This window comes from Micromonospora acroterricola, assembly GCF_003172955.1.
Classification (GTDB): Bacteria; Actinomycetota; Actinomycetes; order Mycobacteriales; family Micromonosporaceae; genus Micromonospora; species Micromonospora acroterricola.
Genome location: NZ_QGKR01000297.1, coordinates 1 through 20,706, shown reverse-complemented (window position 1 = coordinate 20,706; position 20,706 = coordinate 1). Strand labels below are relative to the sequence as shown.

Annotated in this window: 14 protein-coding genes and 1 pseudogene; 9 read left to right on the top strand and 6 right to left on the bottom strand. The window is 72.7% G+C overall.

Annotation, left to right across the window (positions count from 1 at the left end; translation table 11 throughout):
- The first annotated feature begins 127 nt into the window (after nucleotides 1–127).
- Nucleotides 128–706, top strand: a complete 579-nt coding sequence (locus DKT68_RS25710; protein WP_109819958.1) for a nucleotidyltransferase family protein — start codon at nucleotides 128–130, stop codon at nucleotides 704–706.
- Between the two features lie 23 nt (nucleotides 707–729).
- Here DKT68_RS25710 and DKT68_RS25705 read toward each other — a convergent pair whose 3' ends face one another.
- Nucleotides 730–1,401: a TMEM175 family protein gene (locus tag DKT68_RS25705; RefSeq protein WP_109819957.1), complete on the bottom strand. Its 672-nt coding sequence runs from the start codon at nucleotides 1,399–1,401 to the stop codon at nucleotides 730–732.
- A gap of 131 nt (nucleotides 1,402–1,532) precedes the next feature.
- Here DKT68_RS25705 and DKT68_RS25700 point away from each other — a divergent pair, with 131 nt between their 5' ends.
- The 3 genes from DKT68_RS25700 to DKT68_RS25690 are packed head-to-tail and all read left to right on the top strand — an operon-like array spanning nucleotide 1,533 to nucleotide 5,337.
- Nucleotides 1,533–2,159 carry a PadR family transcriptional regulator gene (locus DKT68_RS25700; protein ID WP_109819956.1) on the top strand — a complete coding sequence of 209 codons (627 nt, stop codon included), beginning with the start codon at nucleotides 1,533–1,535 and terminating at the stop codon, nucleotides 2,157–2,159.
- Nucleotides 2,156–2,881, top strand: a complete 726-nt coding sequence (locus DKT68_RS25695) for an ABC transporter ATP-binding protein (protein WP_109819955.1) — start codon at nucleotides 2,156–2,158, stop codon at nucleotides 2,879–2,881. Before DKT68_RS25700 ends, DKT68_RS25695 begins: the two co-directional genes overlap by 4 nt.
- The gene (locus DKT68_RS25690; RefSeq protein ID WP_109819954.1) at nucleotides 2,878–5,337 is read left to right on the top strand and encodes an ABC transporter permease; all 2,460 of its coding nucleotides are present in this window, start codon (nucleotides 2,878–2,880) and stop codon (nucleotides 5,335–5,337) included. Before DKT68_RS25695 ends, DKT68_RS25690 begins: the two co-directional genes overlap by 4 nt.
- Before the next feature lie 76 nt (nucleotides 5,338–5,413).
- On the opposite strand, the gene DKT68_RS25685 is transcribed toward DKT68_RS25690, so the two are convergent.
- The 4 genes from DKT68_RS25685 to DKT68_RS25670 all read right to left on the bottom strand — a co-directional run bounded on the left by DKT68_RS25685 (nucleotide 5,414) and on the right by DKT68_RS25670 (nucleotide 10,013).
- Complete coding sequence (locus tag DKT68_RS25685) at nucleotides 5,414–6,790, bottom strand: GH1 family beta-glucosidase (RefSeq protein ID WP_109819953.1); 1,377 nt, start codon at nucleotides 6,788–6,790, stop codon at nucleotides 5,414–5,416.
- Nucleotides 6,791–6,819: 29 nt separating this feature from the next.
- Entirely contained in the window at nucleotides 6,820–7,659 is an 840-nt protein-coding gene (locus DKT68_RS25680; protein WP_109819952.1) for a carbohydrate ABC transporter permease, read from the bottom strand.
- On the bottom strand, nucleotides 7,652–8,644 hold the full coding sequence (locus tag DKT68_RS25675; protein WP_109819951.1) for a carbohydrate ABC transporter permease: 993 nt from the start codon (nucleotides 8,642–8,644) through the stop codon (nucleotides 7,652–7,654). The genes DKT68_RS25680 and DKT68_RS25675 overlap by 8 nt, the downstream gene beginning before the upstream one ends.
- Before the next feature lie 70 nt (nucleotides 8,645–8,714).
- Nucleotides 8,715–10,013, bottom strand: coding sequence for an ABC transporter substrate-binding protein (locus DKT68_RS25670; RefSeq protein WP_109819950.1), 1,299 nt, complete (start codon nucleotides 10,011–10,013; stop codon nucleotides 8,715–8,717).
- Nucleotides 10,014–10,249: 236 nt separating this feature from the next.
- On the opposite strand from DKT68_RS25670, the gene DKT68_RS25665 reads away from it, so the two are divergent.
- The 5 genes from DKT68_RS25665 (at nucleotide 10,250) to DKT68_RS25645 (ending at nucleotide 20,311) form a co-directional block, all read left to right on the top strand.
- Complete coding sequence (locus DKT68_RS25665) at nucleotides 10,250–11,449, top strand: ROK family transcriptional regulator (RefSeq protein ID WP_109819949.1); 1,200 nt, start codon at nucleotides 10,250–10,252, stop codon at nucleotides 11,447–11,449.
- Nucleotides 11,450–11,652: 203 nt separating this feature from the next.
- Nucleotides 11,653–14,289, top strand: coding sequence for a discoidin domain-containing protein (locus tag DKT68_RS25660; RefSeq protein ID WP_109819948.1), 2,637 nt, complete (start codon nucleotides 11,653–11,655; stop codon nucleotides 14,287–14,289).
- Between the two features lie 247 nt (nucleotides 14,290–14,536).
- Nucleotides 14,537–15,778 carry a TIR-like protein FxsC gene (locus DKT68_RS25655; RefSeq protein ID WP_109819947.1) on the top strand — a complete coding sequence of 414 codons (1,242 nt, stop codon included), beginning with the start codon at nucleotides 14,537–14,539 and terminating at the stop codon, nucleotides 15,776–15,778.
- A gap of 12 nt (nucleotides 15,779–15,790) precedes the next feature.
- Nucleotides 15,791–19,702: an FxSxx-COOH system tetratricopeptide repeat protein gene (gene fxsT / locus DKT68_RS25650; protein WP_109819946.1), complete on the top strand. Its 3,912-nt coding sequence runs from the start codon at nucleotides 15,791–15,793 to the stop codon at nucleotides 19,700–19,702.
- 63 nt (nucleotides 19,703–19,765) lie between these two features.
- Nucleotides 19,766–20,311, top strand: coding sequence for a GNAT family N-acetyltransferase (locus DKT68_RS25645; RefSeq protein WP_109819945.1), 546 nt, complete (start codon nucleotides 19,766–19,768; stop codon nucleotides 20,309–20,311).
- Here DKT68_RS25645 and DKT68_RS31230 read toward each other — a convergent pair.
- Nucleotides 20,274–20,706: pseudogene (locus DKT68_RS31230) on the bottom strand (hypothetical protein); the annotation flags it as partial. The gene DKT68_RS25645 and the pseudogene DKT68_RS31230 overlap by 38 nt on opposite strands.

The window sequence follows — 20,706 nt, the reverse complement described above, 5'->3', positions numbered from 1 at the left end:
CCGGGACGAGTGCCGTTCGTCGGTGGTGGTCTCCTGCTCCGGTCCGCCCTGCACCGGGTCAGAGTAGCTTTAGTGGTACATATGCGACGAAAAACTCACAGACCCTCGCACGGAAGGTGGGGCTCGCATGCCGGACCCGCCGGTGATCGCCGGGCTGCTGCTGGCCGCCGGCGCCGGCCGGCGCTACGGCCGGCCCAAGGCGCTGGTCGAGCTGGCCGGAGAGCCGCTGGTGCGGCGCGGCATCCGGCTGCTGCGCGACGGCGGCTGCGCGCCGGTGCACGTGGTGCTCGGCGCGGGCGCGGACGAGCTGCCGGAGCTGCCCGGCGCGGTGCCGGTACGCCATGACCGCTGGCGCGAGGGGCTGGGCTCGTCGCTGCGCCGGGGCCTCGCCTCACTGCCGGCCGACGCCCCGGCGGTCGTGGTGATCCTCGTGGACCAGCCGCTGATCAGCCCGGTCGCGGTCCGTCGGATGCGCGGGGCGCACGCCGGCGGCGCCGCCGTCGCGGTCGCCACCTACGCGGGCCGGCCGGGGCATCCGGTGCTGCTGGGCCGGGCCACCTGGCCGCTGCTGGACGCGTACGCGGTCGGCGACCGGGGCGCCCGCGACCTGCTCCGGGCACGTCCGGATCTGGTGGTCGAGGTGCCCTGCGACGACGCCGGCTCGCCGGTCGACGTGGACACCCCGGCCGACCTGCCCCGGATGTGAGCCGCGCGCCGGGTCCGGAGGGATCAGCGACCGGCGGCCCGTCGGCGGCGCAGCCCCTCGCTGGTGAACGCGTGATACGTGACCATGACGATGACGCCGATCAGGCCCAGCAGCGGATTGACGAACCAGCCGAGCAGGCCGGTGAGCCCGTAGAGGACCAGGCCGGTGATCGGTCGCAGTCGCTGCGTCCGCACGTACTCGGGGCTGACACCGCGTTCGAGCAGCGCCGGGTGGCGGCGCAGGTAGCCGAAGAACAGCAGCCAGGGGGCCGACATCAGGGCGGCGGCCAGCGCGTACAGGGCGACGGCGGCGCGTCTGTCGTCGGTGTCGCCGTGGGTGAGCGCGGACGCGAGCACGGCGGTGGGGAACGGGATGATCACCGCGCCGAAGAGGATGCCGAGGTTGATCCAGCTCAGCGCGAGGGTGGTGCCGCGGATCAGCCGGACCAGCGCGTGGTGGTTGAGCCAGAGCACCCCGATGTAGACGAAGGACACCACGAAGGCGAGGTAGGACGCCCCCTCGTCGAGCAGCCCGGCCAGCAGCTCACCCTCGTGGTACTCCGGCACCCGCAGCTCGATGACCAGCAGTGTGATGACGATGGCGAAGACGCCGTCGCTGAACGCGGTCAACCGGTCCGTGCCGGACATTCGTGGCCCGGTGTCGGGCTGTTCGACCTCGTCGGGTGCTGCGGCCATTGGGGCAGGCTAACCGTCGGCGTGATCCGTCGATAGCCGTTTGTCCAACTGCGCTGACTGTCGTCGGACGGGAGGCACCGACCGATAATACTGTGTATTATACCGAGTATGTTAACCGTGAGTAGTCGACAGTGAGCATCCGGCACGCCATGCTGGCGCTGCTCGCCGAGGCACCGAAGTACGGTCTCCAACTCCGCCAGGAGTTCGAGGCGCGCACCGGCGAGGTCTGGCCGCTCAACGTCGGGCAGGTCTACACCACACTGCAACGCCTGGAGCGCGAGGGGCACGTCGAGTCCGACGACGCTGGCCGCGACGGCGCGCAGAAGCGCTACCGGCTCACCGCCGAGGGCGAGCGCGAGCTGCACGGTTGGCTGCGCACACCGCCGCAGGCCGGGCCACCACCCCGGGACGAGCTCGTGATGAAGGTGCAAGTGGCGGCACGGCTGACCCAGGTGGACGTGACCGAGATCCTCCAGGCCCACCGGCGGCGGATCGTCGAGGAGATGCAGCGCTACACCCATCTCAAGGCCGACGCGGCACCGGAGGACGTTGGCCTCGGCCTCGTCGTCGACGCCGAGCTGTTCCGGCTGGAAGCGGTCGTCCGCTGGCTGGACGCGGCGGACGCCCGCCTGCGCAACCACCCGACGCCATCCGCCGACGCCGGCACACCGAACGCCGACAGCGCCGGCACACCGAACGCCGCCGACGGCCGCGTCGAGCGCCCGGCCGGGGACAACACGGCAGGAGCGCGGCGATGAGCGTCGTGCTGAGCCTGCGACAGGTGTCCAAGGTGTACGGCGTCGGAGCCGCCGCGGTGCACGCCCTGCGCGCGGTCGACCTCGACGTGGCCGCCGGTGAACTGGTCGCGGTGATGGGCCCCAGCGGCTCGGGCAAGAGCACGCTGCTGACCATCGCGGGCACCCTGGAGGAGCCCACCGCCGGCCAGGTGACGGTCTGCGGGTCCGACGTCTCCACGCTCTCCGCCGACGCCACCGCCCGGCTGCGCCGCCGGTCGCTCGGCTTCGTCTTCCAGGACCTGAACCTGCTCGCCGGCCTCTCCGCCGTCGAGAACGTGGCCCTGCCCCTGGAGCTGGACGGCATGGCCGTACGTCCGGCGCGCGCCGCCGCCCTGCGGGTGCTCGACGAGCTGGGGCTGACCGACCGCGCCGGCCACTTCCCCGACGACCTCTCCGGCGGCGAACGCCAACGGGTCGCCATCGCCCGGGCCGTGGTGGGGGACCGGCGGCTGCTGCTGGCCGACGAGCCCACCGGCGCGCTCGACGCCGCCAACGGCGAGGCCGTCCTGCGGATGCTCCGCTCGGCCTGCAAGCGCGGCATCGCCGGAGTGATGGTCACCCACGATGCCCAGCTCGCATCCTGGGCCGATCGAGTGATCTTCATCCGGGACGGCCGGGTGGTCGACCAGACCGCACCGTCGGCCGGCCCGGACGCCCTGCTCGCCTCGGACCCGCCGCGGTGACCGCGACCCCGGTCGGCAGCCGGACGGCCGCCCGGCCCGCCGGCGGCGGACTTCCGGCCCGTCGCGCGGTGATCCGGTGGGCGGTACGGCTGTTCCGCCGCGAGTGGCGGCAGCAACTGCTGGCCATCGCGCTGCTCACCGTCGCGGTCACCGGTGCCACCTTCGGCCTGGCCGCGACCTGGAACCTCGCCCCGTCGAGCGACGCCACCTTCGGCCGCGCCGACCAGCTCATCCGGATTCCCGGCGACGACTCCGCCGCGCTGGACGCCCGGGTCACCGCCGCCCGGGGGTGGTTCGGCACGATCGACGTGATCGGCCACCGGCACGTGCCGGTGCCAGGGCTGTTCGACCCGGTCGACGTCCGGGCCCAGGACCCCGCCGGCGCGTACGGCGGCCCGATGCTCGCCCTGCGGCAGGGCCGCTACCCGGCCGGGCCGGCCGAGCTGGCGGTGACCGACGGGGTGGCGCGAGCGCTGCGTGCCGGGCTCGGCAGCCGGGTCCCGCTCGGTGACGCCGACCGTCTGGTCGTCGGCGTGGTGGAGAACCCGGCGGACCTGCACGACGAGTTCGCCCTCACAGACCCGGCGCACGCCGACCGGCCCCAGTCGGTGACCGTGCTGGTGGCCGGCGACCGGGACAGCTTGGAGGCCTTCCGCCGGACCGTCGACGGCCCGCTGGTGCGCGAGTCCCGGCCGCTGGCCGAGCGCACGGTGCTCACCGTCGCCGCTCTGGCGCTGGCCACCGTCGGCCTGCTGCTGGTGTCGCTGGTTGCCGCCGCCGGGTTCGTGGTGGTGGCGCAGCGCCGGCTGCGTCAGCTCGGCATGCTGGCGGCGATGGGCGCCACCCGCCGCCACCTGCGGCTGGTGCTGCTGGTCAACGGCGCGGCGGTCGGTGCCGTCGCGACGGTCTGCGGCACCGCCGTCGGGCTCGCCGCCTGGCTGATCGCCGCCGGTTTCGTCGAGACCGCCGCCGGGCACCGCATCGGCCGGTTCGACCTGCCCTGGCTCACCATCGGCGCGGGCATGCTGCTGGCCGTGGTGACCGCGACAGCCGCCGCCTGGTGGCCCGCCCGCGCGGTCGCGCGTACCCCGATCATGAGCGCGCTCTCGGCCCGGCCGCCCACCCCGCCGGCGGCGCGGCGTACCGCCGTGACCACGGCCGCGCTGCTCGCCGCCGGCCTCACCGCACTGGTGCTCTCCGACGGGTCGAACCCGCCGCTCATCATCGTGGGCAGCGTCTGCACCGTGCTCGGCGTGCTGTTCGTCGGCCCGCTGGCCATCCCGGCGCTGGCGGCGGCCCGGGGCGGCCTGCCGGTGGCCGTCCGGCTCGCCCTGGCCGACCTGGCCCGGTACCGCGTTCGGGCCGGCGCGGCGCTCGCCGCGATCAGTCTGGCGGTGGGTCTCTCGGCGGCTGTCGTGGTCGGTTCCGCCGCCGCGGAGCACCGCAGCCGGGAGGCGGCCGGGCTGGGCAACCTGGCGGACAGCCATCTGCTGATCCGGATCGGCCAGCCGGAACCGGTGATTCCGGAGCGCACGGCGGCCGAGATGGACGCTCTCCAGGCCCACGCCAACACGATCGCGGCCACCGTCGGCGCGGCCACCGTCATTCCGCTGGACATGGCGGTGGTCGCCGCGCACACCGACCCGGGCCGGGAGGGGGGACCGACCGGACACCCGGCCGTCGAGATCGGCGCACCGGCCGCAGCCGGCGAGTCCACGACGTCCCATCCGCTCTACGTGGTCAACCCCGGGCTGCTCCGGCTGAACGGCGTAGCCGGGATCGCGGTGGACGCCGACACCGACGTGCTCACCACCCGCACCGGTGAGCTGGCGCTGATGAACATCCCCGCCCGGGGAGTCCGGCCGACCGTGCGCACCCTGCCCCGGTCCGGCTACACCGGGCTGCCCGACTCGCTGATCACGCCCGCCGCGCTCGGCCGGCACGGCTGGCAGCCCGCCCGGGTCGGCTGGTTCCTCGCCGCCGACCACCCCGTCACCGGCGCGCAGCTGGCTGCGGCCCAGGAGCTCGCGGCCGCCGCCGGGCTCACCATCGAGTCGCGCCGGGAGCAGAGTTCGCTGACCGCGCTGAGGACGGGCGCGACCGTCGCCGGCGTGCTGCTCGCGCTCGGGGTCCTGGCGACGACCGTCGGGCTCATCCGGGGTGAGGCGGCAGCGGACCTGCGCACGCTGACCGCGGCCGGCGCGCCGAGACGGGTACGGCGGACGCTCACCGCCACGACCGCCGGAGCGCTCGCCCTGCTCGGTGCCGTGCTGGGCGTGGCCGGCACGTACCTGGCGCTGGCCGGTGCGCTGCACCGCGACCTCGACCCGCTCGGCGCCGTTCCGGTCGCGCACCTCGTCGCGATCGCCGGTGGGCTGCCACTGGTCGCCGCGGGCGCCGCCTGGCTGCTCGCCGGCCGGCTGCCGGCGACGTTGTCCCGCCGCGTCCTGGACTGAGCGCCGGGCGGGACCGGGGCACCCCGGGCGCCGATCGGCGCGAAGCCCAGGGTGCCTCGGTCCCGCCCGCCCCCGTTCAGGCCACCGGCGTCGCGGTCCCGGTGGTCCGGGCGAGGCGCTGGTGGGCGCGGATCAACTCGGCGTAGCTCAGACCGCTCGCCTTCACCGTCCGGCGCTGGGTCGCGTAGTCCACGTGCACCAGCCCGAAGCGCTTGTCGTAGCCGTACGCCCACTCGAAGTTGTCCAGCAGCGACCAGACGAAGTAGCCGTCCAGCGGCACGCCCCGGGCCACCGCCGACGCGCAGGCGGCCAGGTGCTGCTCCAGGTGGTCGGTGCGCTCCTTGTCCTCCACCGCGCCGTCGGCGGTGACCTCGTCCGGCCACGCCGAGCCGCTCTCGGTGACGATGATCCGGCCCGGCCGGTACTCCTCGCTCACCTCGACCAGCAGCCGCTCCAGCCCCGCCGGGTACACCTCCCAACCCATCGCGGTCTCCACCGAGCCGGGCACCGGCACCTGCCGGGCGTACGGCGCCGGCCCGGCCGGGTCGTCGACGACCAGCTGCCGGAAGTAGTAGTTCACCCCGAGGAAGTCGGTGGGGGTGGCGATGATCGTCAGGTCGTCGCCACGCACCGGCGGCTCGACCCCGTAGGTGGCGATCATGTCGGCGGGGTAGCCGCGCCCGTGGATCGGGTCCAGCCACCAGCGGTTGACGTGCCCGTCGGCCCGTCGCGCCGCCGCGACATCCTCCGGCCGGTCGGTGGCCGGCTCGATCGGGCTGAGGTTGAGCACCAGCCCCACCGAGGCCGGCTTGGCGGCGTTGGCCCGGACCGCCTGGGTGGCCAGGCCGTGCCCGAGCAGCACGTGGTGCGAGGTGTGCACGGCGCGGGTCAGGTCCCGCTCGCCGGGGGCCATCCGTCCCTCCAGGTGCCCGATCCAGGACACGCAGAGCGGCTCGTTGACGGTGTTCCAGTCGGCGACCCGGTCGCCCAGGCGGGCGGCCACCACCGCCGCGTAGTCGGCGAAGGCCTCTGCGGTGGAGCGCTCCGGCCAGCCGCCCCGGTCCTGCAGCGCCTGCGGCAGGTCCCAGTGGTAGAGCGTGACGAACGGCCGGATGCCGTCGGCGAGCAGCGTGTCGACGAGCCGGTCGTAGAAGTCCAGCCCCGCGGGGTTGACCCGGCCGACGCCGTCGGGCATCACGCGGGGCCAGGCCACCGAGAACCGGTACGCGTCCACGCCGAGCCGGCGCAGCAGCGCCAGATCCTCCGGCCACCGGTGGTAGTGGTCGCAGGCCACCGCACCGGTGTCGCCGTTGTCGACGTTGCCGGGGGTCGCCGAGAAGGTGTCCCAGATGGACGGCGCCCGGCCGTCGACGTCGACGGCCCCCTCGATCTGGTACGCCGCGGTGGCGACGCCCCAGAGGAAGTCGGGTGGCAGCTTGGACAGGTCGGGCACGGGTCGGTTCTCCTCTGGGATTGAATGACTCACTTGACCGCGCCGGCGGTCAGGCCGGCGACGAAGTAGCGCTGCAGGGCCAGGAACCCGACGACGACCGGGATGCTGACCACCAGCGAGGCGGCCATGATCTGGTTCCAGTAGACGTTGAACTGGGTGGAGTAGCCCTGCAGGCCGACGGCCAGGGTGCGGCTGCCCTCGTCGGTCATCACCGACGCGAAGAGCACCTCACCCCAGGCGGTCATGAACGCGTACACGGTGACCGCCACGACGCCGGGCACGGCGGCAGGCAGGATGACCCGGAACAGGATGCGCAGCGGACCGGCGCCGTCGACCTGCGCCGCCTCGTCCAGCCCCCGAGGGATCGAGTCGAAGTAGCCGACCAGCATCCAGATCGAGAACGGCAGCGAGAAGGTCAGGTACGTGATCACCAGGCCGGTACGGCTGGCGTACAGCTCGATGCCGGTGGCGTTGCCGAGGTTGACGTAGATGAGGAACAGCGGCAGCAGGAACAGGATGCCGGGGAACATCTGGGTGGACAGCACCGTCACCGAGAAGACTCCCCGGCCGCGGAACCGGTACCGGCTCACCGCGAACGCGGCGAAGATGGCCACCGCCACCGAGCAGACCGCCGCGATGCTCGACACCACCAGGCTGTTCACCAGGTACCGGGCCAGCGGCACGGTGCTCCACATGTCGACGAACGGTTGCAGGGTGGGCCGGCTGGGCCACCAGGTGAAGCCGTTCTGCACGTCCTGCAACGGCTTCGCGGCGGAGGTGACCATCACGTAGAGCGGGATGACGACGAAGAGGGTGAGCAGGGTCAGCACGATGCGCCGGCCCCAGCGCTCACCGGCGGTCTCACGCATGGTCGTCCCTCCGACGGTTGGTGATCAGCAGGTACGCGGCCGAGACGAGGAGCAGGAACAGCAGCAGCGCCACGGACATCGCCGAGCCGGAGCCGAAGTCCCAGGTCTTGAAGGAGCTGCGGTAGATGTGGATGGAGATGAGGTCGGCCTGCTCGGGCGCGGAGCCGCCGAAGAGCACGAACGGGGTGTTGAAGTCGTTGAACGTCCACAGGAACAGCACCAGCAGCAGCACCAGGTTCACCGGCCGCAGCATCGGCAGGGTGACCGATCGCAGCCGGCGCCAGAACCCGGCGCCGTCGATCGCGGCGGCCTCGTACAGCTCGCCGGGCACGTTCTGCAGGCCGGCCATCAGGCAGAGGAACGCGAACGGCCAGTTGCGCCACACCGACACCACCAGGAGCGACCAGAAGCTGTTGTCGCCGATCAGCCAGAACGGCCGCTCGTTGAGCAGCCCGAGCTGGTCGACGAGGACGTGGTTGACCAGGCCGGTGTCGCGTTGCAGCAGGAAACTCCAGGTGATCACCGCGGCGTAGACCGGCAGGGCGTACGGGGTGAGGAACAGCGCCCGCAGGATCGCCCGCCCCCGGAACGGCCGTTGCAGAACGACCGCCGCCGAGATGCCGAGCAGCCAGGCGAACCCGACCGAGAGCAGGCTGTAGGCCAGGGTGATCCAGAACGAGTGCAGCAGTTCCTTGCCGGCGGCGCTGTTCAGGTCGAGCGTCGCCCGGTAGTTCTCGAACCCGACGAAGGGTGCGGTGGACCAGTCGCGGATGTGGAACTGGGTCAGCTCCAGCAGGCTCATCCAGACCCCGACCACCATCGGGATCACGTGGATGGCGAGTTCCAGCACGACGGCCGGTGCGAGCAGCAGGTACGGCAGGAGCGAGCGGCGGGGGCCGCGGGGCCGGCGGGCCGGCCCCCGGGCCGGTGACCCGGCTCGGGGTTCGCGCCGGTCGGCGTCCGGCGCGGTGGTGCTGGTTGCCATCGGGGTCCTCTCGGAGGCGGTGGCCGTGGCCGGGCTCAGCGCCCGACCACGGCCACCGGTGACGCCTGGGTCAGCGCATCTTCTGCTGCGCGTCGGTCAGCTTCGCCTTCACCGACGCCTCGGTGACCGGCTTGCCGCTGGCCGCGTCCGCGAACAGCTCCTTCATCGCGGTGCCGACCAGGGTCTCGAAGGTGCTCTCCTCGGGCACCTGCGGCAGCGGGGCCGCGGTGGTGACCAGGGTCTCCTGGATGGTCTTCTGCTCCGGTGCGCTGAACGCCGGGTCGGAGCCCGCGGTCGTGACCGCCGGCAGCGAGCCGTACGTGCGGTTGAGGACCGTCTGCTCCTCGTCGCTGGTCATGAACTTCACGAAGCTCAGCGCGCCGTCGCGGTTCTTGGTGTGCTTGAAGACCGCCATGTTGATCCCGGCGACCATGCTGTTGACCTTCTTGCCACCGGCCGGCGGGCTGGCCAGGAACGGCACCGGGGCCACCCCGTACGCGTCGGCGGGCATGTTCTGCGTCTTCAGGTTCGAGCCGGCGGACTGCCAGAGCAGCATGGCGGCCTTGCCGTTGGCGAAGTCGGAGACCGACTGGTTCTGCGCGTACTCGGCGTTGCTCGGGTTGGTGATCTTGTCGGCGGCCATGAAGTCGATGTAGCGCTTGATCGCCGAGACGTTCTGCGGGGTGTCGAAGGTCGGCTTGCCGGCCGAGTCGAACCACTCGCCGCCGTACTGCTGGCTGAAGGTGAAGGCGTGGTGGGCGTTCTCCGACGGGTTGGCCCCCTCGATCGCCAGGCCCCACTTGCCGCCGGTGGTCAGCTTCTTGCCGTACTCGGCGAGCTGCTCCCAGGTGGTCGGCGGTGCGGTGATGCCGGCGTCGGCGAACGCCTTCTTGTTGTAGTACAGGCTGTACGCCATGCTGTAGAGCGGCACGGCGGCCGGCGGCTTGCCGGGGGCGCCGGCGGCGGCGAGCGCGGCGGGCACGATCCGGTCCTTGCCGCCGACGGCCTGCAGGGTGGCGTCGTCGAACTCGACCAGCGCGCCGGTGGCCTGCAACGACGCCGACCAGGTGTTGCCGATGTTGACCACGTCCGGGCCCTTGCCGGAGGCGGCGGCCGCGAGCAGGCGGTTGAGCAGGTCCGACCAGGGGACCACCTCGACGGTGACCTTGATGCCGGACTGCTTCTCGAACTTGTCCAGCTCGGGCTGGAGGATGGTCTTGTCGGCCTCCAGGCTGGCGCCCTGGTTGCTGGCCCAGTAGGTGAGCGTCTTGGGCGATGCGGCGGAGTCGTCGCCGGAGCCACCGCAGGCGGTCAGTGAGGCGGCGGCCAGTACGGCGGCGGTGAATATCCCGAGGTGTCGTCTCGACACGGGTCAGCCCTTCCGGTGCGTGGTGGGGGTCCGCCGACCTCCGTCGTCGATAGGGGTGAGGCGACGGACGGCCGGCTGCGGACGGGTTCGGGGACACGCCGTCGGGGGTCCGGTCGGCGTTTCCCGGGAGTTACATCACGGCTTAATGAATGTCGTCATTAAAGTTGCTGGCTGGTGGGTCGTCAAGCACAGGGCGGTTACAGTCGCTCGGACGACCGACGGGATCGAGGTGACGAGTGGAGCTGGCGCGAGCCACGAACCGGAGCGTCCGGCTGCGCAACAGGTCCGCCCTGCTGACGAAGCTCTTCCTCGACGCCCCGCTCACCCGGCAGGACCTGGTGCGCAGCACCGGGCTGAGCCAGCCGGCGGTCAGCAACGTGGTGGCCGACCTGATCGACGAGGGCCTGGTCGCCGAGGCCGGCGCCGCCGAGTCCGACGGTGGCCGGCCCAGCATGCTGCTGCGGTTCGCGCCGCGGTTCGCCTTCGTGGTCGGCGTGGACGTGGGTGAGACCCGGGTCCGGGTCGAGCTGTTCGACTTCGCGATGACCCTGCTGGCCAGCGTCGAGTACCCGCTCGACCCGGCGCGTACCGAGCCGGACGTGGTGGCCGGGCACGTGCTGGCCGGCATCGACGTGGTGACCGGGCAGGCCGGGGTCGCCCCGGCCGACGTGCTGGGCGTCGGTATCGGCGTCTCCGGGGTCGTCGAACAGGGCGCCCAGGCCGTGGTACACGCCCAGGCCCTGGGCTGGGACCGGGTGCCGCTGGAGCGCCTGATCGGCGCGGGCACCGACCTGCCGCTGCACATCGACAACGGCGCGAAGACCCTCGGCCAGGCGGAGATGTGGTTCGGCGCCGGCCGGGGCGCGCGGCACGCCGTCTTCGCGCTGGTCGGCTCCGGCGTCGGCGCGGCGGTGGTGACCAACGGGGCCACCTACCGGGGTGCGTCCAGCAGCGCGGGGGAGTGGGGGCACACCACCCTGATCTACGGCGGGCGGGCCTGCCGGTGCGGCGCCCGGGGCTGTCTGGAGGCGTACGTGGGCGCCGAGGCGATCATCGACCGCTACCGGGAGGCGCGCCGGGGTCGACCGGTGCCGGGCGACGACGAGGAGTCGCAACTCGCCGCGCTGGTGGCCGCCGCCGCGACCTCGGGCACCGCCCGGCGGGTGCTGGACGAGACCGCCGGCTACCTCGGCGCCGGCGTGGCCAACCTGATCAACCTGTTCAACCCGGAGCGGGTGGTGCTCGGCGGCTGGGCGGCGATGGCACTGGGCGACCTGCTGCCGGCCGTCCGGGAGGCCGCCGGGCGGCAGGCGCTGCGCCAGCCGTACGAGCAGGCGTCGATCGAGCTGTGCCGACTCGGGGTGGACGCGGTGGCGTTGGGCGCGGCCACGCTGCCGATCGCCCGGTTCCTCACCGATGGTGGCGTGCGCCGCTGAGGGCAAATCGCCCACACCCAACCTTCGGGATAAATAACAGTGTTATAGATCGATGTCTTGACGCCGTCGCAATCTCGCCGCAACACTCCTACGAGAGCGCTCTCCGCCCCGCGGCGTCGCATCGGCGGCACCACCCACGGCACCACGGGCGAGCCCGATCCCACCCGCGCGTCGTCCGTAACCCCCTATCGACAGGCGATGTCATGACATCTCGCGCTTCATCCGTACGGCCGCGTTCCCGGCGGACCGTCCGGCACCTGCTCCTCGGACTGACCGTGGCCCTGGTCGCGGCGCTGACGCCGACCGGCGCCACGACACCCGCGCAGGCCGCGCCCACGCTGCTCTCCCAGGGCCGCCCGGCCACCGCCTCATCCGCCGAGAACGCCGGCACCCCCGCCTCCGCCGCGGTCGACGGCAACACCGGCACCCGCTGGGCCAGCGCGTTCAGCGACCCCCAGTGGCTCCAGGTCGACCTGGGCGCCCGGGCCACCCTCAGCCAGGTGAACCTGCTCTGGGAGGGCGCCTACGCCCGGGCCTTCCAGCTCCAGACCTCCGACGACGGCGCCACCTGGACCACCATCTACAGCACCACCACCGGCGCCGGCGGCACCCAGAACCTCACCGTCACCGGCGCCGGCCGGTACGTGCGGATGTACGGAACCGCCCGGGCCACCGGCTACGGCTACTCGCTCTGGGAGTTCCAGGTCTACGGCGAGACCGGTGGCAGCACGCCCACCTGCGGCAGCAGCAACGTCGCGCAGGGCAGCCCGGCGACCGCCTCGTCCACCCAGGACGCCGGCCTCGCGCCGTCCGCCGCCGTCGACGGCAACACCGGCACCCGGTGGGCCAGCGCCGCCAGTGACCCGCAGTGGCTGCGCGTCGACCTGGGCAGCACCCGCACGATCTGCCGGGTGGTCCTCACCTGGGAGGCCGCGTACGCCCGGGCCTTCCAGCTCCAGACCTCGGCCGACGGCGCCACCTGGACCACGATCTACTCGACCACCACCGGCACCGGTGGGACGCAGACCCTCGCCGTCACCGGCAGCGGTCGCTACCTGCGGATGTACGGCACCGCCCGGGGCACCGCCTACGGCTACTCGCTCTGGGAGCTGGCGGTGAACACCACCGGCGGCGGGACCAGCGAGCCCCCGGTCGACACGACCGACCCACGCAACCCCAACCTCGGGCCGAACACGTTCGTCTTCGACCCGAGCACGCCGACGTCGACCATCCAGAGTCGACTGAACACCCTCTTCACCCAGCAGGAGACCAACCAGTTCGGCCCGCAGCGCTACGCGGTGCTGTTCAAGCCCGGCACCTACACCGCCGACGTCAACCTCGGCTTCTTCACCCAGGTCGCCGGCCTCGGCATGAGCCCGGACGACGTCAACCTCAACGGCCACGTCCGCACCGAGGCGTTCTGGATGGGCGGCAACGCCACCCAGAACTTCTGGCGTGCCGCCGAGAACCTCTCGGTCACCCTGCCCGCCGGGCAGACCGTGGAGCGCTGGGCGGTGTCGCAGGCCGCGCCGTACCGGCGGATGCACCTGCGCGGCGCGCAGAACCAGATCCAGCTCTGGAACGGCGGCGACGGCTGGTCCAGCGGCGGCCTGCTGGCCGACACCCGCATCGACGGGCTGGTCGTCTCCGGCTCTCAGCAGCAGTGGTACTCGCGCAACAGCGAGTTCGGCAACGGCTGGACCGGCTCGGTGTGGAACATGGTCTTCCAGGGCGTCACCGGCGCGCCGCCGCCGCACTTCCCCAACCCGTCGCACACCGTCATCCCGCAGACCCCGCAGGTACGCGAGAAGCCGTTCCTCTACGTGGACGGCACCGGTGAGTACCGCGTCTTCGTGCCGGCGCTGCGCAGCAACTCCACCGGCACCAGCTGGTACAACAAGACCCCGGCCGGCTCGTCGATCTCACTGTCGCAGTTCTACGTCGTCCAGCAGGGCACCAGCGCGGCCACCATCAACGCGGCCCTGGCCCAGGGGAAGCACCTGCTCTTCACCCCGGGCGTGCACCACGTCACCGAGCCGATCCAGGTCAACCGGGCCGACACGGTGGTCCTCGGCCTCGGCCTGGCCACCATCCAGGCCGACAACGGCAGCGTCGGGATGCGGGTGGCCGACGTGGACGGTGTCAAGGTGGCCGGCCTCATGTTCGAGGCCGGCACGACGAACTCGCCGGTGCTGATGGAGGTCGGCCCGGCCGGCTCGGCGGCGAGCCACGCCGCGAACCCGACCTCGCTGCACGACGTGTTCTTCCGCATCGGCGGGCCGCACGTCGGCAAGGCCACCAACACGCTGACCGTCAACAGCGACAACGTGATCGGCGACCACATGTGGCTGTGGCGGGCCGACCACGCCGCCCAGGGCGTGCCCACCGGATGGACGCTGAACACCGCCGACACCGGGCTCACGGTCAACGGCGACAACGTCACCATGTACGGCCTCTTTGTCGAGCACTACCAGAAGTACCAGACCGTCTGGAACGGCAACGGCGGGCGCACGTACTTCTACCAGAACGAGATGCCGTACGACCCGCCCAACCAGGTCGCCTGGATGAACGGGGCGACCCGCGGGTACGCCGCGTACAAGGTGGCCGACTCGGTCACCAGCCACCAGGCGTTCGGGATGGGAAGCTACTGCTACTTCAACGTGAACCCGGCCGTCGTCGCCGACCGGGCCATCGAGGCGCCCACCAACCCGAACGTGCGGTTCACCAACATGGTCACCGTCTCGCTCGGCGGCGTCGGCACCATCAACCGGGTGATCAACAACGCCGGCGGCACCGCGAACGCGGCCACCCAGCAGGTGTACCTGACCACCTACCCCTGACCGGGGCGCCCCGCACCGGCCCGGCCGCGCCGTCGACCGGGCCGGTCGGGGAGGCGCCCGCGTGCCGGGCCGGCCGGGTCGCGCCGTCGACCGGGCCGGCCCGGTCGCGTGCCCACCGCCGCTCACCCGCAACCGTCGGGCATACGACTCCCGGCGCGCCCGGTGCGATGATCGCGCTCCGGCTGGGCTGGCATCGACGGTCCTATACTGGGCGCACCGGTCGTGGAACCCGTGAGCGGAGGCGGGCGTGCCACTCTTCTTCCTGAGCTACGCCCAAGAGGACAACCGCAACGGTCAGGTGCAGGCGTTCTTCGGCGATCTCAGCGACGCGGTGGCCGGGCTGGCCGGGGTCCGCTGGCACGAGGCCGGGTTCATCGACGGGCAGATCCCGCTCGGCAGCACCTGGACGGACACGCTCGCCAACGCGCTCTCCACCAGCGCGTGTCTGATCGCGCTGACCTCCCCCCGGTACGTCGTCAGCGACTACTGCGGGCGGGAGTTCCGGGTCTTCGCCGACCGGATCGACGAGCACGAGCGGCAGTTCCAGGTCCGCCCGCCGGCGCTGGTGCCGGTGCAGTGGATCCCCTGTGACCGGTTGCCCGAGGCGGTCGGCACGTTCCAGTACCGCAACTTCCCGACCGGCACCGTCTACGCGCAGGACGGGCTGCTCACCCTGAAGCAGCGGCGCCGGCACGAGGACGAGTACCGGGACTTCGTCGACGCGCTCGCCAAGCACATCGTGCAGACCGCCCGCGACCACACCCTGCAGCGGCCGGCGCAGCGCCCGACGCTGGCCAAGGTGACCAGCGCCTTCGGCCCGCCGGCCCGGGCGCGGGCGCACGCCGGGCCCGCCACGGTCGGCGCGGTGCAGCGGGCCACGAGCGCGCGGCACGTGCACATCGTGCTGGTCGCCGGCAGCTCCGCCGAGCTGGCCGGCAGCCGCCCCGGCGCCGAGGACCGCTACGGCGCGGTGTCGCGGGACTGGCGGCCGTACCGGCCCGAGCTGGAGGTGCCGATCGGCAGCTGGGCCGGGGCCATCGCCACCACCAAGAGCTACGGCTGGACGGTGGAGGACGCGGAGGAGCTGGCGGCGGTGCGCGAGTGGGCCCGGGCCCACAACCAGATCGTCGTGCTGGTGGTCGACGTGTGGTCGGCCGACCTGCCGCGCTACCGGCTGAGCCTGATCAACTACGACGAGGACGTGCGGTCCCCCCGGGCGCCGGTGCTGGTGCCCTGGACGGCCGCCGACGACGCGGCGTCCGGTGGCAACCGCAGGATGTGGGACACCCTGGCCCGGGTGCTTCCCCACCACGTGCTGCACAACACCCGCGACGTGTGGCGCACCGAGATCGCGACCTCCGCCCGCTTCCAGGAGGAGCTGGAGGATGTGCTGGTGGTCGAGCAGGGGCGGATCTACCGCACGGGCACGGTCTACCAGGAGCCGCCCACCGGCGGCCCCGGCCAGCGCCCGATCCTCGAAGGTCCCTAGGGGAGGCACGTCATGGCGGTGAACGAGACGGCACGCGGCCAGATCGTGACCTTCTACTCGTACAAGGGCGGCACCGGCCGGACGATGGCGCTGGCCAACGTGGCCTGGATCCTGGCCAGCCAGGGCCTGCAGGTGCTGGTGGTCGACTGGGACCTGGAGTCCCCGGGCCTGCACCGCTACTTCCACCCGTTCCTGCGGGACAAGGAGCTGCGGGCCACCCCCGGCGTGATCGAGATGATCTGGGATTACTCGATCGCCACGATGCAGCGCAACCGGGACGAGGACTCCCAGGAACTGCTCGCCGGGCATGCCAAGATCCAGCGCCGGGCGGTCTCGCTGAACTGGGACTTCAGCCACGGCGGCGTGATCGACTTCGTCGCCGCCGGCCAGCAGGACTCGGCGTACTCCCGGCTGGTGAGCACGTTCGACTGGGCCAACTTCTACGAGCGGCATGGCGGCGCGTCGTTCATCGACGCGGTCCGCGCGCAGATGCACGCCGAGTACGACGTGGTGCTGATCGACAGCCGCACCGGGCTCAGCGACGTGGCCGGCATCTGCACCGTGCAACTCCCCGACCTGGTGGTCAACTGCTTCACCATGTCCACCCAGAGCATCCGGGGCGCGGCGGCGGTGGCCCGGTCCATCCGCGGCCAGCGCCCCGATCACCCGCCGCTGTTGCTGCCGGTGCCGATGCGGGTGGAGGACGCCGAGCTGCGCAAGCTGGAGACCGGGCGCGACCTGGTCCGCGCCGAGTTCGCCCCGTTCCTGGACCACCTCTCCGACGCGGCGGCCGCCCGCTACTGGAACACCATCGAGGTGCCCTACCGCGCCTTCTACGCCTACGAGGAGATCCTCGCCGTCTTCGGCGACCGCCCCGAGCAGGTCGGCACCCTGCTCGCCGCGTACGAGCAGCTCGCCTCGGTGATCACCGGAGGGCGGGTCACCGCGCTGCACCCGATGCCCGAGGAGGACCGGCGCCGCTCGCTCACCGAGTTCGAGCGCAGCCGCCTCACCGCCGAGCAGGCCGTGCTGGTCAGCTACGCCTCCGCCGACCGGCTCTGGGCGGAGTGGATCACCGACCAGCTCGAGGAGGCCGGGCTGCGGGTGGACCGCCGGGCGGTGGACGTGCCGCTGCGCGCCGGCGGGCGCGCCGAGTTCGACCGGGCCGTCGGTGGCGCGAGCCGGGTGCTCGCCGTGCTCACCCGGCACTACGCGGGCACCTCGCTCGCCGCCGAGGTGTGGAAGAGCGCCTCCAGCCGGGACCAGCTCGGCGGCGACGGCCTGCTGGTGCCGCTGCGGGTGGACGAGTCGCGGCTGCCCGTCCCGTACAGCGACCGCAGCCCGGTGGACCTGACCGACGTCGACCCGTCCACGGCGCGTACCCGGCTGCTGGAGGCGGCCGGCACTCCGACGGTCACGGCGGGCGGGCGCCCGGTCGGCCGGTTCCCCGGCCCGTTCCCCGCCGTGTCCAACGTCCGCCAGCACGGCACCCCGTTCGTCGGCCGGGCCGCCCAGCTCGAAACGCTGCGCGACCGGCTCACCGCCTCGCCCGACTCCGCGACGCAGGTCGTGCACGGCCTCGGCGGCGTCGGCAAGACCCAGCTCGCCGCCGAGTACGCGCTGCGCTTCGGCCGCGACTACGACCTGGTCTGGTGGATTCCCGCGGACAGCGAGGACCGCATCCGTGGCGGCCTCGCCGACCTCGGCCAGGCGATGGGGCTGGGCACCGGGGGCGGCGCCGACGCCGTCCGCCGGGTGCTCGACGCGCTGCGCCGGGGCGGACCGGACCGGCGCTGGCTGGTCATCCTGGACAACGCCAACGAGCCCACCCGGGCCATCCGGGCGCTGCTGCCGCAGGGGCCCGGCCACGTCCTGCTCACCACCCGCGACCAGAGCTGGAGCGAGTACGCCACCGCGACCGAGTTGACGGTCTTCGACCGCGCCGAGAGCGTCCAGTTGCTGCGCGACCGGGTCGCCGGGCTCAGCGAGGACGAGGCGGCCCAGGTGGCCGAGAAGCTCGGCGACCTGCCGCTCGCCGTCGAGCAGGGCGCGGCGTACCTGCGGGCCACCGCGATGCAGGTCGACCGGTACCTCGCCTCACTCGACACCCCGGGCCTGCTGCGGATCCTCGACGGCCGGCAGTCCGCCGGCTACTCCAAGGCGCTCGCCGCCACCTGGCTGGTCACCCTGGCCCAGCTGCGCTCCGAGAAGCCGGCGGCGGCCCGGCTGCTGGAGCTGTGCTCGTTCTACGCGCCGGAGCCGATCCCGGTCGCCATGCTCACCGGCGACCGTTTCGCGAGCTTCATGGCACCCTTCGACCCGACGCTGACCGACCCGATCCTGCAGGGTCTGGTCACGGCCGAGCTGGGGCGCTACGGGCTGGCCCAGGTCGACGCGGAGAACAACTCGGTCCGCATCCACCGGCTCGTCCAGCTGGTCATCCAGGACCAGCTCGACGACCGGGAGGAGGCCCGCCGGCAGGCGCAACTGCTGCTCGCCGCCGCCAGCCCGCGCGACCCGGACAAGCCGGTCAACTGGCCTCGGTACGCCGAGCTGTGGCCGCACGTGCGGCCCAGCGGCCTGCACCTGTCCACGATGGACGAGGCGCGCCAGCTCGTCGTGGACATCGTGCGCTACCTCTACCGACGCGGCGACTACGACACCAGCCGGGTGCTGGCGCAGGAGTCGCTGGACGGTTGGCGGGACACCGACGAGGACGACCCGACCAAATTGCGGATGCGCTTCCACCTGGCCAACGTGCTGCGCGCGCAGAGCCAGTTCGACCGCGCGTACGAGATCGACCGGGACGTGTACGACCGGCAGCGCCGGATCTTCGGCGAGGAGCACCTCTACACCCTGATGACCGCGCGGAGCCTCGGCGCCGACCTGCGCGCCCAGGGCCTCTACCACGAGGCCGAGGCGCAGGACCGGCGCACCCTGGAGCTGAGCGTGCGCAGCTTCGGCGACGACAGCGGCCGGACCCTCATCGCGGAGAACAACCTCGCCGTGTCGCTGCGGCTGGTCGGTGACTTCCGCGGCGCCGCCCTGCTGGACCAGCACATCCACGAGCGGCGGCGGGCCCGCTTCGGCGAGGAGGACCCGTCCACGCTCGCCTCGGCCAGCAACTACGGGCGCGGGCTGCGGGACACCGGCGAGTTGTGGCGCTCACACAACGTGCTGCAACGGGCGTACACCACGCAGCAGAAGGTGATCGGCCCGGACCACCCGGAGACCCTGCGGACGGCCAAGGAGCTGGCGCTCACCCTGCGCCAGCTCGGCCGCTTCGCCGACGCGCACCGGCTGATCGAACGGACCGTCGTCCGCTACCAGCGCGTCCTCGGCGGGGAGCACGCCGACACGCTGTCCGCGGAGATGGCGTTGGCCACCACCTGGTCGGCCGTCGGCGACAACCAGACCGGGCTGCGGATGGCCCGCCGGCTGCGCGACGGCTACAACGAGGTGCTCGGCGAGACGCACGCGATCACCCTCGCCTGCCTCAACAACGTCGGCGTGCTGCTGCGCAAGCAGGGCGACCACGTCCAGGCCCGGGACCTCTCCCAGCGGGTCCGCGACCAGTTGCTGGCGAACCTCGGTGAGCGGCACCCGCACACCCTGCTGGCCACGCTCAACCTGGCCAACGACCTGTTCGCCCTCGGTGACCGGGACACCGCGCTGCTGCTGGACACCACCGCCTACGTGGAGCTGACCCGGGCGCTGGGCCCCGAGCACCCGGACACCCTCTCCGCGTCGGTCAACCTGGCGTTGAGCCGCCTCGCCACGGAGAGCGAGGCGGACGCCGGGCGTGCCCTCTACGACGAGGCGTTCGGGCAGCTGGTGCAGCTCTTCGGAGGGGACAACCCACGGGTGGTCCAGGCCCGCCAGCGGGACCGTTCCAACGCCTACATCGAACCGGCGCTGCTCTAGGACGCCGGCGACGCGAGCTGATATCGCGTCGCGCCGTCCGGGCCGTCGGACGAGAATGGGCGGGTGACGCTTCTCGGCACCGACCGCCTGTCCCTACGACGTCTGCGCGACGACGACCTCGACGCCCTCGCGAGCATGAACGCCGATCCGGAGGTCATGCGCTACATCCTGGACGGCTCGGTCCGGGATCGGGAGCAGAGCGCGGCGGGCCTGCGCCGGATGATACGCGACTGGGACGTCCGGGGGTTCGGTCTGTTCGCCGTCGAGCTGCGGGAGACCGGCGCGGTGGCCGGATGGGTCGGTCTCTCGGTGCCCGAGTTCCTGCCGGAGGTGCTGCCCGCCGTCGAGATCGGCTGGCGGCTGGACCGCGGGTTCTGGGGGCACGGGTACGCCGCCGAGGCCGCCGCGGAGGTCATGCGGTTCGGCTTCGAGACCCGCGACCTGGATCGGATCATCAGCATCCGGCACGTGGACAACGCGCGATCGGCGCGCGTCATGGAGAAGATGGGGCTCTCGTACGTGTTCCGCACAGTCGTACCGGAACACATGCAGCCCGTCGCCGTGCACGCGCTCACCCGCGAGCAGTACCAGGCCCGCCATCGCGGCTGACCGCGCCGGGCTCGGGCGGTGCCGTGGTGTCCTGGCACCACGCCGCCAACGTCAGCACGTCGGCGTCGGGCAGCGCCTGGTGGGCCGCGCGAACCAGGTCCGGACGGGTGGCCAGGGCGAGGGCCGCGGCCGGACGGCCGGCACGACGGGCGGCGAGCGCCAGCCCCACCCACGCGTCGGCGTCGTCCGGATCGTCGGACAGCCGCCGCCGGTAGCCGTCCAGCGCGCCCGCCGCATCGCCCGCCGCGTAGGCCCGGTCGACGGGATCCAGCGTGGACGGTTCGGCGTCGGCGGCCAGTAGCCGCCGGCGTACCGCCGACTCCGGACCGGCGTCGGTGGTGAGCGCCGGGGTGGCCGGGCCCGGCGCGACCGCCGGGGGTGGCGCGTCGGCCGGG

Coding starts and splice junctions, on each gene's coding strand:
- DKT68_RS25710 (WP_109819958.1), top strand. CDS start 128: ATGCCGGACCCGCCGGTGATCGCCGGGCTGCTGCTGGCCGCCGGCGCC.
- DKT68_RS25705 (WP_109819957.1), bottom strand. CDS start 1,401: ATGGCCGCAGCACCCGACGAGGTCGAACAGCCCGACACCGGGCCACGA.
- DKT68_RS25695 (WP_109819955.1), top strand. CDS start 2,156: ATGAGCGTCGTGCTGAGCCTGCGACAGGTGTCCAAGGTGTACGGCGTC.
- DKT68_RS25680 (WP_109819952.1), bottom strand. CDS start 7,659: ATGCGTGAGACCGCCGGTGAGCGCTGGGGCCGGCGCATCGTGCTGACC.
- DKT68_RS25675 (WP_109819951.1), bottom strand. CDS start 8,644: ATGGCAACCAGCACCACCGCGCCGGACGCCGACCGGCGCGAACCCCGA.
- DKT68_RS25660 (WP_109819948.1), top strand. CDS start 11,653: ATGACATCTCGCGCTTCATCCGTACGGCCGCGTTCCCGGCGGACCGTC.
- fxsT (WP_109819946.1), top strand. CDS start 15,791: ATGGCGGTGAACGAGACGGCACGCGGCCAGATCGTGACCTTCTACTCG.